Raw genomic sequence first — 13,517 nt, 5'->3', positions numbered from 1 at the left:
AAAGGGCAGAGTATAAATTCGGATAGTATTAACAAAAACAATAAAAATAAGTGGATTTTGTTGACGAAATGCTTAGCTGGTGCTAAGATGAGACCATAAAGTAACCGGTTACTTTACCGGTTACTTAAGAACGAAAATATGAAGGAGGAGAGACTATGAAGAAGAAAATCGTATCGAGGGCTGCCGCCTGCGGGCTTGCCGTGGCGCTGGTGCTGACAATGGCTGCCGGATGCGGGGTACGTTTTGGGTTTGCCAGCGACCCGGACGATCCGAATGAAGAAGAAAAGACGGTGCCGATCGATACATCCGTGGATTCCTTTGAGTATGATACCTCGCTTGACGGCACCAGCATTACACTTCTGAACTCCAAAGCGGAGATCCAGACGGCGCTGGAGGAGATGAGCAAGGTGTTCGAGGAAAAGTCGGGGGTACATGTGGAGGTTATGCCGGTAACGGACGGAGATTCTCCCTATACAAAGGTAGTCAGTCTTTATAACTCCGGAACACCGCCTACACTTTCTATTCTGGATACGACAGACGTAATTGCACTGGCAGAAGAAAAGGCGGCAGATCTTTCCAATGAGCCCTGGACCGCCGAAGCGGAAGGGTATCTGACTACCGTGAATGGAAAGGTTTACAGCTTCCCGCTCTGTATCGAAGGCCGCGGGATCATTTACAACAAGAAGGTGATCGAGGATGCGTTAGGAGAGAGCTTTGATCCGTCTTCGATCCATACCCAGGAGGAGTTCGTAGAGCTTCTGGACAGGCTTAAGGACGCAGGCATCGAGAAGCCGATCTCTCTGGCAAAAGATGACTGGTCTGTAGGAGCCCACCATTTACAGTACATTTATGAGACCTATGACGGGACTTCCGAAGGAGCTGCAAAGGCGATTGAAGAGATTAAGGACGGAACACTGGATCTGAAAACCTATGACCGCATGTCTCAGTTCCTTGATATGTTTGATATCCTGAAAGAATATAATGTGGCAAAGGGCGATCCGCTGGGAGCCGATTATGATGAGATGGCCATCGATCTGGTAGATGGAAAGACAGCATTTTGGTTCAACGGCAACTGGGCATGGCCAAATCTTGAAGAGGCCGGAGCCGAGACCGGGGATGAGTACGGATTCCTTCCCTATTTTATGAATGATGATCCTGACGATTTTGCAAACCAGAAGATCCAGGCGTCTCCCTCCAAGCAGGTAATGCTGGACGGCCAGGTGGCAACAGAAAAGGAGCAGGCGGCAGCAAAGGAATTCCTGAACTGGATCGTTTACAGCGAGATCGGACAGCAGATGCTGGTGAAGACCTGCAGCATCATCCCGCCGTTCCAGAATAATCCCTATGAACCGGAGGATCCGCTGAGTAAAAACATTTATGAACAGGTACACGCAGGAACCACATTTAATGCATCAGCTATCGTCCCGAATGACCACTGGTCGGTTCTGGGTGCAGCGATGCAGAAATATATGGCGGACCGCTGCGACCGGGAGGAACTGATAGAAGAGATAGAAGATTACTGGGATGAGCAGGAGTAAAAGGGAGGAAAAATCATGAGATCGAAAAATGGAGGAAAAGAGTTCTGTTTTTTTGCTCTGCCGGGGCTGTTCTGCTTCCTGGCAGTAGTGATCGTCCCGTTTATTTACGGTGTATATCTGACACTGACAGATTGGGACGGCGTAGCAGCTGTCAAGAATTTCGTAGGACTTGAGAATTTTGCCGGGGTCATGAAAGACAGTGCGTTCTGGGACTCGCTTTTGTTGACATTTAAATATGTGATTCTTGTTGTCATTATCGTAAATGTGATCGCATTTGCCATCGCATTTCTGCTGACCAGGGGGATCAAGGGCCAGAATTTCTTCCGGGCCGGATTCTTCACCCCGAACCTGATTGGCGGTATCGTTCTTGGATATATCTGGCAGTTTGTATTTTCACGTGTATTCGTCAGCATCGGAGAGGCAACCGGATGGAAACTGTTCGAAGTATCCTGGCTGTCAGATCCGACCAAAGCATTCGTGGCGCTGGTTGTAGTCAGTGTATGGCAGCTGTCCGGTTATATGATCCTGATCTATGTGGCCGGCTTCATGGGACTGAGTGAGGATATTATAGAAGCGGCCAGCATTGATGGAGCGACCGGTTGGGTAAAACTGAAAAATATCATTCTCCCGCTGATGATGTCTTCCATCACGATCTGTCTGTTCCTGACGCTGTCCAGAGCGTTCATGGTTTACGATGTCAACCTGTCGTTGACCGGCGGCGCACCGTACGGAACCACAGAGATGGCGGCTATGCATGTATATGAAAAGGCCTTCACATCCAGACAGTTCGGCGTAGGACAGGCGGAAGCCCTGATCCTGTTTGTCATTGTAGCGGTCATAAGTGGAGTACAGGTATATCTGACTAAGAGACAGGAGGTAGAGGCATAATGAATAAGACGACAATCGGCGGAAATAAAAGAAAATTAGCCAATGCACTGGCCATGATCGGCCTGATCATCATCTTTATCGCATATATGTTTCCCTTCCTGATGGTGGTGATCAACTCTCTGAAAGAGAAACGAGATATTATCAAGAGCCCGTTTTCCTGGCTGTTTACCATCAAGGGCCTGTCCTTTGATAACTTTGTCAATGCATTTACGCAGATGGATTTCCTGAATGCGTTCAAGAACTCCCTGATCGTAACGGTATCTGCGACGGTGTTGGTAACCATCCTGGCAGCTATGCTGGCATACTATATCGTGCGTCACAAGAATATGGTTTCCAAGCTGACCTTTGCACTGATGGTGGCGTCCATGATCATTCCGTTCCAGGCGATCATGATCCCGCTGGTCAGCATTTACGGAGGAACATTAAATATCCTGAATCACCGGCTGACGTTGATCTTTATGCACACTGGATTTTCCATGGCAATGTCCGTGTTCATGTTCCACGGATTTATCCGGGGAAACGTGCCGATCGCACTGGAGGAAGCGGCTTACATCGACGGTTGCACTCACTCACAGACGTTCTTTAAGATCGTACTGCCGCTGTTAAAGCCAATCATTTCCACCATGGTGATCCTGAACTCCATGGCGTTCTGGAATGACTTCCTTCTGCCGTCGCTGGTGCTGACGGACAAAGAACTTCTGACACTGCCGCTGTCTACTTATAGTTTTTATGGTACATACTCGGCAGACTATGGTACAATCATGGCAGGACTTCTGCTTTGTGTCATTCCGATCATGATCCTGTATGTGGCACTTCAGAAACAGATCATCGGAGGCGTTGTGGCAGGAGCTGTGAAATAGTGATTCCAGGTTTCAAAGGTCTGACCCCACATGAACTTGCTCATAAGTGGGCAAAAGACCTTGGAAACCGCCCTTATATGAGCATAAAAGTGGGATGAATATCCCACGATATGCGAATATAGGGCCGGATTGTGAAAGTGCGAGCACGGAACAATCCGGTGGAATAACAAGAGCCACAAAAATTGTGAAAATAAGTAAACTAGAAACGAGGCTTCAGACATGATCAGAGACAACTTACATTTAAAAGCCCCGGGAAATTGGATCAACGACCCGAATGGTTTTATCTATTATAAAGGGGAATATCATTTGTTTTACCAGTATTTTCCCTATGGAACCCGGTGGGGGACCATGCACTGGGGACATGCGGTCAGCAAAGACCTGGTGCATTGGGAACATCTGGGAATTGCGGTATTCCCTACCAAGGCTTATGACAGAAATGGTATTTTTTCCGGGAGCGCCCTGGAGATTGACGGAAAACTGCATCTTTACTATACGGCAGTGCGGTATCTGGAATCTAACGAGGAGGATATCCACTGTTCCTGGAATGACTGCTATGAGGCTTCCCAGGCCATGATCACCTCGGAGGACGGCAGGCATTTTGACAACTGGAAGGATAAGAGGCAGATCATTCCTGTGATCACCGATGAAGAGAAAGGGGATATCAAGGATACCCGGGATCCTAAGGTGTGGGAAGAAGACGGCCGTTATTATATGGTGCTTGGCAGTACCTACCAGAAGGAGATCGGGCGGGCGGTGTTCTTTAGAAGTGCGGACGGCACCAGCTGGGAATATGCGGGCGAATGTCGTACGCCGGCCTTTGGCGAGACCCTGGAGTGCCCGGATGTGTTTCGGATCGGCGATACCTACGTGTTCGTTGGTTCGCCTATGAATGTGACAGAGGCAGGGATCGAACACCGGCACCATGCAAAGTGCGGGCTGGCTGACTTGAAGCTTCCGGAGTGCAGCATGCGGCTTTTAGGAGAGTTCCGCTTTATCGACTACGGGCTGGATTTTTATGCACCGCAGACCACGCTGGACGAGGACGGACGGCGGGTGATGATCGGCTGGATCCGGATGCCGGAGGTGGTCCGGGACGAGAAGGACAAAAGAGGCAGCTGGATCGGCATGATGAGCATGCCGCGGGCGGTGGATGTGGAAGATGGCCACATTTATTTCCGGGTGCATCCACACGTGGACGCCTGCTATTCCAGAAGGTGCCTGTCCCTGGATGAGATCGATATGGACCGGCCGTTTCGCATCAAGGCGCCGATCCGTGACGGCGAGACTTTAAATGTCTGCGGCTATCAGATCACGATGGAAGACGGATGCGTTTGTACAGACCGGAGCTGTGTATTTCCGGAGCTTGGGAATTACCGGACAAAGGCGCAGACTCCGAAGACCGGAAAAGAAACGTGCCAGCTGGATATCTTCGTGTCGCCTCATCTGATCGAGGTGTTCGTCAACGACGGCCAGTATGTGATCACCCATGTGGTGTATGGGCTTAGGAAAAAGCTGGCGGGGAAGATCGAAGAACTGCTGGTGGAAGAATAATCTGATAAGAAGAATATGCTGTATGTGCGAATGGGGCTGTCGGGAAATAGATAGTCCCACACAGGGGCAGGTGTGACTCGTGCGAGTCACACCTGTCCCTGAATTTATCCCCTAAAAAGAGAAAAAGATGGCTAACGACAACCCAATGTCATTAAGATAACATTGGAACAAACCCATAGTTCCGAAGAACTGATATAAAAATGTATCATTCTTCGGAACTTCTCTTTTTTACAGAAAGTTAGACATGGGAAAAACTCCTTCGTTATAAAGGAGTAAAAATAGATTGATTTTTATTAGAATCATGCTAATCTATAATTGAACGAAACCACACATGCACTAACAGTATCTCTTGGTCGGGAGCGGTTGGATCTTATGGGTAATAAGAACTTTACTATGGTGGCTTCGACATCAATTGGTGGTCCGTTTTCTGTTTGCTTGAAAAACGCAATACAGATTCGGACTGCCCTTGAAAAATTAATCTGGTGCTGATGTTTTCGCTCCTTTTCGGGAATTTTTGTTCCCAGAGTGATCAACATACTAAAATTATACATAATAATTCTTGAATAAATTTCCTGACAAATAGAATTCTCTTGCTTTGAATGGAAAGCTTCCATACCTAAAATATATTTTGCTTCTCTAAACCCTACTTCTATATTCCAGCGCAATTGGTAAAGCTTTTTTAATTCCTCGGCTGAAAATTCATCTTCTGAAAGACTCGTAGCAATCAGTTCATAACTACCGTTTTCCAATTGAAACCGTACAAATCGGATGGTCAGTTCATAATCATTCGATTTACTATCTTTTATATAATCAAATCGAGCGGTTTTGCTGAAATATTTGTATTTAATACGATTCACTATGCATGGACCAGTTGAATGTCTCGTTATTACTACATCTCGCATCAGATCAAACGGACCATCTGATGGGAAATCAAATCCAGATGCCATAGTTCTGATTGCTCCCAGATCTCTGATTCTAATTACATAATCAAAAAGTCTTTCCTCTATATGGGCAAACAGATTATAATTCTCGTATCCCCGGTCAGCCATGATAATGACCGGATATTTTTCAGAAATTCTGTCAACCATAATGCATGCTGCATCTGTTTCGTTCCTTTCTTTTCCATGTTGAATGACGCTGTCCATAAAAATTTTACCACATACGTCATACAGACTGTTTAGATACAAGGTGGAATGATGATTCTCTCCGATTACGTTTTCTTCATTTGGGTTATACGGCAAAGAAAGTTCGCTGCCATCTATTGCAGCAATTCGATAACCTTTAAACAAAACCGGATCAGATTCTGTTCGGTTATAAAATAATTTAAAGAGATTCTCCATAGCTTGAAAGGACAGCTTCTTTCGTTGTTGAACAAAAGAAGATACTGAAGGAAAGCCGTCTTGAAATTGAAAATATTCAAGTATTTCCGTTCCTAACGACTGGCTTCCGAAAGAAAGAATAAAATGAATTAGTTTGTCTAATGGCCATTTTCGTGTTCTGGAAAAAGCTTTTGGAACTAAAGAAAATTCGTTATGGTGAAATACAATTTCTGAAATACACTCATTTAAACATTTTTTCAGATCATCTGCAGTTAGCTTCATTTGCGTTGCCTCCTTTAATCAAGGGGCTTCGCCGCAAATTTTACTGTATTTGTCAAGTGTTTTTTGATTTTTAATATAAAAAAGCAGAATATGCATTTCTACATATTCCACTCTTTTCACTCTGAGATGATTATCCTTATCTTAATGACATTGAACGACAACCATCCTTCTCTCCGTTCCATGTTATAATGGAACTATGCTAAAACAAGATTATTATAACGACTTTTTTGATTTTGGGCAACAAAAAATTAACTTCAGTTTCTTCGAATTGAGTTTACCCGATGATGATCCAGTCTATACCCTGAAAAACGTGATGGAGGAATTAGATTTTTCAGGCCTGCTGGCCTGTTATTCAGATAAGGGAAGAACCGGGTTTAACCCAATCATGCTGTATGCTGTTGTTACCTACGCAAACATGCGCGGGGTCAGGGCTGTTGACCGTATTGTAGACTTATGCCAGAGAGATCTTGCCTTTATCTGGCTGACCAAAGGACAGAAGCCTCAGCGGGATGTTTTTTACGATTTTAAAGGGAAAAAGCTGACGGGAGAAGTTCTGGATGAACTGAATTACCAGTTTATGCGCCGCCTGGAAAAGGAAGGCCTTATCACGCTGAAAGAGCTCTACATCGATGGGACAAAGATCGAAGCAAACGCAAACAGATATACGTTCGTCTGGCGGGGCAGCCTCAACTATCATCTTGCCAGCCTGCTGGACACCATAGATGCCCTTTATGCAAAGTATAATACGTTTCTGCTCAAGAACGGGTACGGTCCCAAATACGACATTGGGGATGCCCGGATGTTTGTGATCGAAGGAATGGCTAAAGTCCGGAAGGTCATTGAAGAAAACAGGAAACGAAAGCTGACAAAGCATAAGAAACTCCCCAATAACACGATCATTGAGATTGACCATTGTTCCCCGCTTGAGATCCTGAAGCTGCAGAAGAACCTGATACAGATTGCGGAAGGAGAAGGGATCGGATTCGTTTACGGGAAAGGAAAGCATAAACCCGAAATCCAGAGGCTCTACGAGGAACTGGAAGAATGCGGGATCCGCCTGATGGAATATAAGGAATGTTTTGAGATCATGGGAAACGACCGCAACAGCTATTCCAAAACAGACCTGGAAGCAACATTCATGCGGATGAAAGAAGATCATATGATGAACGGGCAGCTAAAACCGGCATACAATGTCCAGATCGCAGTAGAGAACTACTTCATTATCCACGGATATGTGAGCAATGACCGGACAGACTATAATACGCTGATCCCTGTTTTGGAAAAGCACCGGAATGCGTTTGGGGATACGCTGGAGGCGGTGACTGCTGACAGCGGCTACTGCAGTGAGAAGAACCTGCTGTATCTGAAAGAGAATGAGATCAAAAGCTTCATCAAACTCCAAGACCATGAGAAACGGAAGACACGAGCATACAAAGAGGACATCGGGAAGTATTCAAACATGACATACGCTGTCTTTGAAGATGAGCATTATTACATCTGCCATGACGGAAGGGAACTACATCATATCCGGACGGAAAGCAAAGAACAGGATGGCTATACACAGACGGTGGAGGTCTATGGGTGTGCGGACTGCAGTGGTTGTGAGCATAAATCCAGATGTCTTTACAGATACAATGCGGAAAAGGATTCCGATCGGAATAAAGTCATGAAGATCAACGAACGGTGGGAAACGCTGCGGGAGGAATCCAATGCGAATATCCAGAGCGAAGAAGGGATCCTGAAACGCCAGACACGATCGATCCAGACAGAAGGGCACTTTGGAGATATCAAAGAGAACGAAAACTTCCGTCGTTTCAATTACCGTTCAGCGGAAAAAGTGTATAAAGAATTCATGTTGTATGCAATAGGCCGGAACATCCTAAAATACCACCGATTCTTGCATCATGAAATCGAGAAATACGAGGGAGAAAAAGGAAGAGACAATCCGACAGAGAATTCAGATCCTAAAAAAGTCTGAATTCTCTGGGATTGTCTCTTTCCTGCGTGTTAGGGGTTAAAATTCGGTATTACCCGATAGCCCCTTTTTATTTTTGCATGAGAGTGTAAAAAATGTTATAAAAATGGTGTACAAATGCTATAAAAGAAGAATAAATTACATACGAGATTGCCTGATACTGAGACTGTAGAAGTAATGAAATCGTAAGTACCTGGTAACGTGAACATAACATTGTTTATATATAGATTTCATATATAGCTATATTTAATAAATATTTCACAATTATAAAAAAACAACATATAATTTAGACATAATATAAAATTATTCGAGTAATTTAGACTATTTCCATGGATAAAAGGTATGTTTAGACAATTTAGTTGCGAAAAGGAGGTATTAGAATGAGTGATAGCAAACTGATCAAGTGTGGGAAACTGTTTGATGGTATCCAGGAGGCTTTGCAGCCAGATATGGAGATTTTGGTAGAAGGAAATCGGATTGCTGCTGTAGGAAAAGATCTTACCTGCCCAGAAGGAGCGGAAGTGATTGACCTGACGGACTGTACAGTTACTCCAGGCATGATCGATGCCCATGTGCATAGTCAATATATCGACTGGCCTACCCGAAACCACGATATTGTTTACCGGGGAGCCGCATGGAAGAGCATGTGCCATCTATATAATGCAAGAGAATGTTTATATCGTGGTTTTACAACAATTCGTTCCATTGGGAATTCAACTTATGAAGCCAGAGGAAGTCTTGCGGCCCGCGAGATGATTGACCTTGGACTTTTTCCGGGAGCCAGGATGGTAGTAACGCCTCATTATATGGCAGATGTGGGAAGCCATGGGGATCATTCTCAATATCTTCGGACGAATCCGGATCTTGCGGAAGCCTTTGCTAAGATGACACCTACCATTGGGACGGGAGTGGATTTTTTCCGCCATGCGGTCCGGAATGAGATTAAGATGGGAGCAGACTTTATTAAGATCATGATCAATGGCGGCTTTAGTACCCCAAATGATACCCCCGATGATCAGCAGTTAAGTGATGAGGAGATCAAGGTTATCATTGATACAGCTCACGCTCTGGGCAGGACGGTGACTGCGCATATTTATAATTCTGAACAAATGAAAAAAGTAGCCTTAATGGGTATCGACGGGATGGAACATGGATCTTTAATTACAGAAGATACGGCAAGAGTAATGGAAGAACGAGATATTTATCTGGTACCAACCTTCTGCCCATATGATGACATCATCAACTTAAATGAAGAATCTCTGAAAAAGAAAACACCGCAGTTTCAGAAGAAATTACGCCAGTATTCGGAAAGGCTGAAAGCCGGCCGCGAGACGATCATCAACAGTAAGATCCGTCTAGGGTATGGTACAGATTTTGTGGCGGTGCATAATGCCTATGAGAACGGCTATGAATATGAATCCTGGCTGAATTCAGGCATTAATCCATTCCGAGCGCTGAAAGCAGCTACCAGCGTTAATGCCGGAATCCTGGGATTGGAAGATCTGATCGGAAGCATAGAACCAGGAAAAGCAGCGGATATCTCTGCATGGAAGCGGGATCTTTTGACAGATCCAAAAGCATTATTGGACTGCGCTTTTGTCATGAAGGAAGGAACTGTTTATCCCACCATTAAAGTAGAGTAAAAAATCAGGACAGGGAATTTTCAGTTTAGGTATAAAGAAAGGAAATTACATATGGAGAATGAAGGGAAAAAATATAGCGAACAAGTGACCGTCCGTTGGTATGGTTATATTGTATTGATTCTTACAATCCTATTTTTCTCAGGAGTCTTTTCCTCTGCTGAGGGACCGATTAAGGCACTGGATTTTACCAATATTTCTGGCTCATTTGGCTCTCTTGGAGAGATTACGGAAGATGCAGGAACCCTTGCGTCTGATTTCAGAGGAACAGGCGGAAGCGGCGCGAGAGATGCCTGGCTTTTTGCCCTGACTCTCGTACCTGCAGTCATGCTTGCCCTTGGAGTGGTGAAGGTAGTGGAATATCTGGATGGCCTTCGGGCTGCTCAAAAGTTGCTGACGCCTCTTTTGATGCCGCTGATGGGGATTCCAGGAATTTGCGGACTGACTTTGATTGCCAGTCTTCAGTCTACAGATGCAGGAGCTTCTATGACAGCTGAACTGGCACAGGAAGGAATGATTGATGAAAAGCAGAAGACCATTTTCGCCTGTTTCCAGTTCTCTGCAGGCGCCACGTTGACAAACTATCTGTCCTCCTGTGCGGCCTTGTTCCCGTTTTTATCAGTACCGATCATCATACCTTTGGTCGTTGTGTTTGTGTTTAAGATATTTGGTGCGAATATGACAAGGATCTATCTGAACAAAGTGTGTAAGGGGGAGATCTGATGGAAGAAAAAGTTAAAGAAAAAAAGACGATTGTAGATGCCTTTGTGGAAGGGGCAAGAAATGGTTATAAGATATCTATCAATTCAATGGTGCCAAACGTATTGTTTGCATTTGTTCTGATCCAGATTCTGAACCTGACAGGGCTTTCTGATATTCTGGGGAAAGTCTGTCAGCCGATTATGGGGATCTTTGGACTTCCCGGGATCGCTGCCACCGTTCTTATTGCGGGATTCCTGTCAGTCGGCGGCGGCGTTGGAGCTGCGGCCAGCCTGTATGCATCAGGGGCGCTGGGAAATGACCATATTACCATCCTGATTCCGGGAATTCTGTTGATGGGCGCTTCTCTTCAATACATGGGGCGCTGTCTTGGAACAGCGACGGTTAAGAACAAGTATTATGGTTTTTTAATCGGGATTAATGTTCTCAATTCTTTGTTGTCAATGATTGTAATGAAAATCATCGTATCTTTGTTCTAAAATCAGTATCTTTATGGGAAAAGGGGCGGGAACCAGAGGAGTTCCGCCCCTTTTAAGAATCATTGATGAAACAAGAATCCAATGCTATACTGAAAATATCAGGAGTAAAAGAAGAGGGAGTGTAAATATGAAAACAGAACAGATATTGCTGGCTCTGGAAATCGGCAGATGTGGCTCTATTTCAAAGGCCGCTTCAAACTTGTTTATGGCTCAGCCAAACGCCAGCAGTTCTCTGGGACTGCTGGAACAGGAGGTTGGTTATCAGATATTTGAACGAACCTATAATGGAATGCGAGTGACCAAGCAGGGAGAAGCATTTCTAAGATACGCCCTTGCGATCGAACGGAATATAAAGAAAATATATATGCTTAGTGAGGAAGATACCAGAATTCGGCTTTCCGTGGCGACCTATGCGTATCCCTTTTCGGAAAGAGCGTTTACAAAATTCTGTACAAACTATATCGATACGGCTCATTCTTTAAATTGTAAACTTCGCAGAATCGGTACTGTCAAGGAGGGGATTGATCTTCTAGATCAAGACTTGGCGGATGTGTCTGTGATTACATGTAGACAAGAGTTATACGGCCAGTTTGAGAAGGAATTCCAGAAGGAGGGGTTATGTTCGGAGGTGCTGGGCTATACTACTTTACATGTGGTACTTCCAGAAAAGCATCCCCTTGCCAGTAAAGAGACAGTAGATTTGGAAGATTATGTGGACTATCCTTGTATTTCGAATGAAGGATTGTCAAATAATTATGCCCCGCCAGAGGTGGAAAAATTATTAAAAGAAGTAAAACTACATATCGTAATGGAGCCAGGGGAAGCCAGGTTTAAACTATTGGAAAATTCAAACAGCTTTGTGATATGTACCCCTTATCAGAAGAAAGAATTGGAACGTCATCATCTGATAGGAAAAAATATTCCTAACGCAAACAGGAGTATGGTTTTGCTGATGAAGGAAGAAAATCAGCATGATCAGCAGATTCAAAGATATGTCAGCCTTTTGAAAGAGGAGGTTGCTGTGTGGATGCAGGAGATTGAATAGTCAACTACAGGATCACAAGTGCGCTACAGCAGATGTGCATTCATCAGGGCAAGATTCGTCGAAGGGATCGTCGTGCTGGCTTTTCGGGCACCGGAGATCCTGGCAAGGTAGAGGAAGAAGAAAAGTAAAGGAATTAACATTCACCTCTTGGATCGTTTTTGGGGTGTCCTGTAGCGTCAGAGCCCGTAAAGCCTTATTTTGCAAGGTTTTTGCGGGTTCTTACTTTTTGTCTGAGAGCGTCAAAAATCGTCATTTTTTGAAAAAATGGTGTGGTAAATTCGTGAGAGGGATAGTTGAAACAATAGTCATTAGATGATATAATACGACTATAAAAAGACGGGAGGTACGATCATGTTTTCATTACAAGAATCTATTCGTCCATCAGCAGATTTGAGAAATCATTACAGTGAAATATCGAGGCAGTGCAGGGAAAATAAAGAGGCTGTCATTATCACGGTGAATGGCAGAGGAGATACTGTTTCTCTTTCTTATGATGAATACAAGAGGATGAAATCAAGAATAGAGTTATTGGAAATTCTGGCAGAAGCTGAAGATGATGAGAAGAACGGAAGGGTAGAACCTGTTGAAAATACTTTCCGTGATCTGAGACAGATGTTGAAGGAGAAATAACATGAAATATGCAGTTGTTCGTACTGATACAGCAGATGAGCAGATCCGTAAAATTATCCTTTATATCAACGAGAATTTCGGTTCAGAAGCTGCATTGCAGAAATTAGATGAATTAGAGGAAAGTATTTTACATTTGGGTAATCATCCGGGTATTGAAATCATCCCCAGATATGGAATTTTAAGACGGCAAGGATATAAAGTGTTAGTTTTAGAAAAAAACCTTGTGTTCTACAAAGTGAATGAAGAAAGAAAAAGAGTGGTTATCTATGCAGTTGTGGATCAGAGACAGGATTATTTGAATATTATTCGGGGATTGTAGAGTATTGACGTGGGATGACTATTTATATAACCCTCGACTTGTCCGAACTCTTTGGGAACAGGTTCAAAAGAGGTGGCTGAATTATGGAAAATAACATTACTGTTTTTGATTCTTTTTGTGCATTCATTCAATCATGGAGTACTTACCGGCAGCAAGCTGCCGTGTGGATAAGTACTCTGAAAAACTGAAAAAACTAGTAGTTTTTTCGGCTTTTCAGAGTGTTTATCCTATGGTGAGAATGACGAACGACCTTTTTGTGTGGTTCGCTTTT

The 13,517-nt window shown here is 44.2% G+C and carries 12 protein-coding genes; 11 read left to right on the top strand and 1 reads right to left on the bottom strand.

The features are described 5' to 3' along the window. Positions 1-155: 155 nt before the first annotated feature. The 4 genes from BKD12_RS02855 to BKD12_RS02840 all read left to right on the top strand — a co-directional run bounded on the left by BKD12_RS02855 (position 156) and on the right by BKD12_RS02840 (position 4,837). Entirely contained in the window at positions 156-1,538 is a 1,383-nt protein-coding gene (locus BKD12_RS02855; protein ID WP_070087827.1) for a sugar ABC transporter substrate-binding protein, read from the top strand. A 15-nt stretch (positions 1,539-1,553) separates the two neighbouring features. After that, positions 1,554-2,426 (top strand): carbohydrate ABC transporter permease, encoded by an 873-nt coding sequence (locus BKD12_RS02850; RefSeq protein WP_070087826.1) that lies wholly within the window; start codon positions 1,554-1,556, stop codon positions 2,424-2,426. Further along, on the top strand, positions 2,426-3,286 hold the full coding sequence (locus BKD12_RS02845; protein ID WP_070087825.1) for a carbohydrate ABC transporter permease: 861 nt from the start codon (positions 2,426-2,428) through the stop codon (positions 3,284-3,286). Before BKD12_RS02850 ends, BKD12_RS02845 begins: the two co-directional genes overlap by 1 nt. A 219-nt stretch (positions 3,287-3,505) precedes the next feature. Continuing rightward, entirely contained in the window at positions 3,506-4,837 is a 1,332-nt protein-coding gene (locus tag BKD12_RS02840; protein ID WP_070087824.1) for a glycoside hydrolase family 32 protein, read from the top strand. Positions 4,838-5,136: 299 nt separating this feature from the next. Here the strand turns inward: BKD12_RS02840 and BKD12_RS02835 are convergent, their stop codons facing one another. Further along, complete coding sequence (locus BKD12_RS02835) at positions 5,137-6,438, bottom strand: IS4 family transposase (RefSeq protein WP_070087823.1); 1,302 nt, start codon at positions 6,436-6,438, stop codon at positions 5,137-5,139. A 196-nt stretch (positions 6,439-6,634) separates the two neighbouring features. On the opposite strand from BKD12_RS02835, the gene BKD12_RS02830 reads away from it, so the two are divergent. The 7 genes from BKD12_RS02830 (at position 6,635) to BKD12_RS02800 (ending at position 13,246) form a co-directional block, all read left to right on the top strand. Beyond that, positions 6,635-8,416 carry an IS1182 family transposase gene (locus tag BKD12_RS02830; protein WP_070087822.1) on the top strand — a complete coding sequence of 594 codons (1,782 nt, stop codon included), beginning with the start codon at positions 6,635-6,637 and terminating at the stop codon, positions 8,414-8,416. A 377-nt stretch (positions 8,417-8,793) separates the two neighbouring features. Then, positions 8,794-10,056, top strand: coding sequence for an amidohydrolase family protein (locus BKD12_RS02825; RefSeq protein WP_070087821.1), 1,263 nt, complete (start codon positions 8,794-8,796; stop codon positions 10,054-10,056). 51 nt (positions 10,057-10,107) lie between these two features. Next, positions 10,108-10,776, top strand: a complete 669-nt coding sequence (locus tag BKD12_RS02820; protein ID WP_070087820.1) for a hypothetical protein — start codon at positions 10,108-10,110, stop codon at positions 10,774-10,776. Next, positions 10,776-11,252, top strand: a complete 477-nt coding sequence (locus BKD12_RS02815; protein ID WP_070087819.1) for a YjiG family protein — start codon at positions 10,776-10,778, stop codon at positions 11,250-11,252. The genes BKD12_RS02820 and BKD12_RS02815 overlap by 1 nt, the downstream gene beginning before the upstream one ends. 127 nt (positions 11,253-11,379) lie before the next feature. Next, entirely contained in the window at positions 11,380-12,297 is a 918-nt protein-coding gene (locus BKD12_RS02810) for a LysR family transcriptional regulator (protein WP_070087818.1), read from the top strand. Between the two features lie 351 nt (positions 12,298-12,648). After that, entirely contained in the window at positions 12,649-12,927 is a 279-nt protein-coding gene (locus tag BKD12_RS02805) for a type II toxin-antitoxin system Phd/YefM family antitoxin (protein ID WP_070087817.1), read from the top strand. Between the two features lies 1 nt (position 12,928). Further along, positions 12,929-13,246: a type II toxin-antitoxin system RelE/ParE family toxin gene (locus BKD12_RS02800; RefSeq protein ID WP_070087816.1), complete on the top strand. Its 318-nt coding sequence runs from the start codon at positions 12,929-12,931 to the stop codon at positions 13,244-13,246. Positions 13,247-13,517: the final 271 nt, after the last annotated feature.

Source organism: Merdimonas faecis (assembly GCF_001754075.1).
Classification (GTDB): domain Bacteria; phylum Bacillota; class Clostridia; order Lachnospirales; family Lachnospiraceae; genus Merdimonas; species Merdimonas faecis.
The sequence above is the reverse complement of the archived record's forward strand: the minus strand, read 5'-3'. Positions and strand labels throughout refer to the sequence as shown.

What these genes read in the sequence shown, in the direction of transcription:
- BKD12_RS02855 (WP_070087827.1), top strand. Translation starts at nt 156, where the DNA reads ATGAAGAAGAAAATCGTATCGAGGGCTGCCGCCTGCGGGCTTGCCGTG.
- BKD12_RS02850 (WP_070087826.1), top strand. Translation starts at nt 1,554, where the DNA reads ATGAGATCGAAAAATGGAGGAAAAGAGTTCTGTTTTTTTGCTCTGCCG.
- BKD12_RS02845 (WP_070087825.1), top strand. Translation starts at nt 2,426, where the DNA reads ATGAATAAGACGACAATCGGCGGAAATAAAAGAAAATTAGCCAATGCA.
- BKD12_RS02840 (WP_070087824.1), top strand. Translation starts at nt 3,506, where the DNA reads ATGATCAGAGACAACTTACATTTAAAAGCCCCGGGAAATTGGATCAAC.
- BKD12_RS02835 (WP_070087823.1), bottom strand. Translation starts at nt 6,438, where the DNA reads ATGAAGCTAACTGCAGATGATCTGAAAAAATGTTTAAATGAGTGTATT.
- BKD12_RS02830 (WP_070087822.1), top strand. Translation starts at nt 6,635, where the DNA reads ATGCTAAAACAAGATTATTATAACGACTTTTTTGATTTTGGGCAACAA.
- BKD12_RS02825 (WP_070087821.1), top strand. Translation starts at nt 8,794, where the DNA reads ATGAGTGATAGCAAACTGATCAAGTGTGGGAAACTGTTTGATGGTATC.
- BKD12_RS02820 (WP_070087820.1), top strand. Translation starts at nt 10,108, where the DNA reads ATGGAGAATGAAGGGAAAAAATATAGCGAACAAGTGACCGTCCGTTGG.
- BKD12_RS02815 (WP_070087819.1), top strand. Translation starts at nt 10,776, where the DNA reads ATGGAAGAAAAAGTTAAAGAAAAAAAGACGATTGTAGATGCCTTTGTG.
- BKD12_RS02810 (WP_070087818.1), top strand. Translation starts at nt 11,380, where the DNA reads ATGAAAACAGAACAGATATTGCTGGCTCTGGAAATCGGCAGATGTGGC.
- BKD12_RS02805 (WP_070087817.1), top strand. Translation starts at nt 12,649, where the DNA reads ATGTTTTCATTACAAGAATCTATTCGTCCATCAGCAGATTTGAGAAAT.
- BKD12_RS02800 (WP_070087816.1), top strand. Translation starts at nt 12,929, where the DNA reads ATGAAATATGCAGTTGTTCGTACTGATACAGCAGATGAGCAGATCCGT.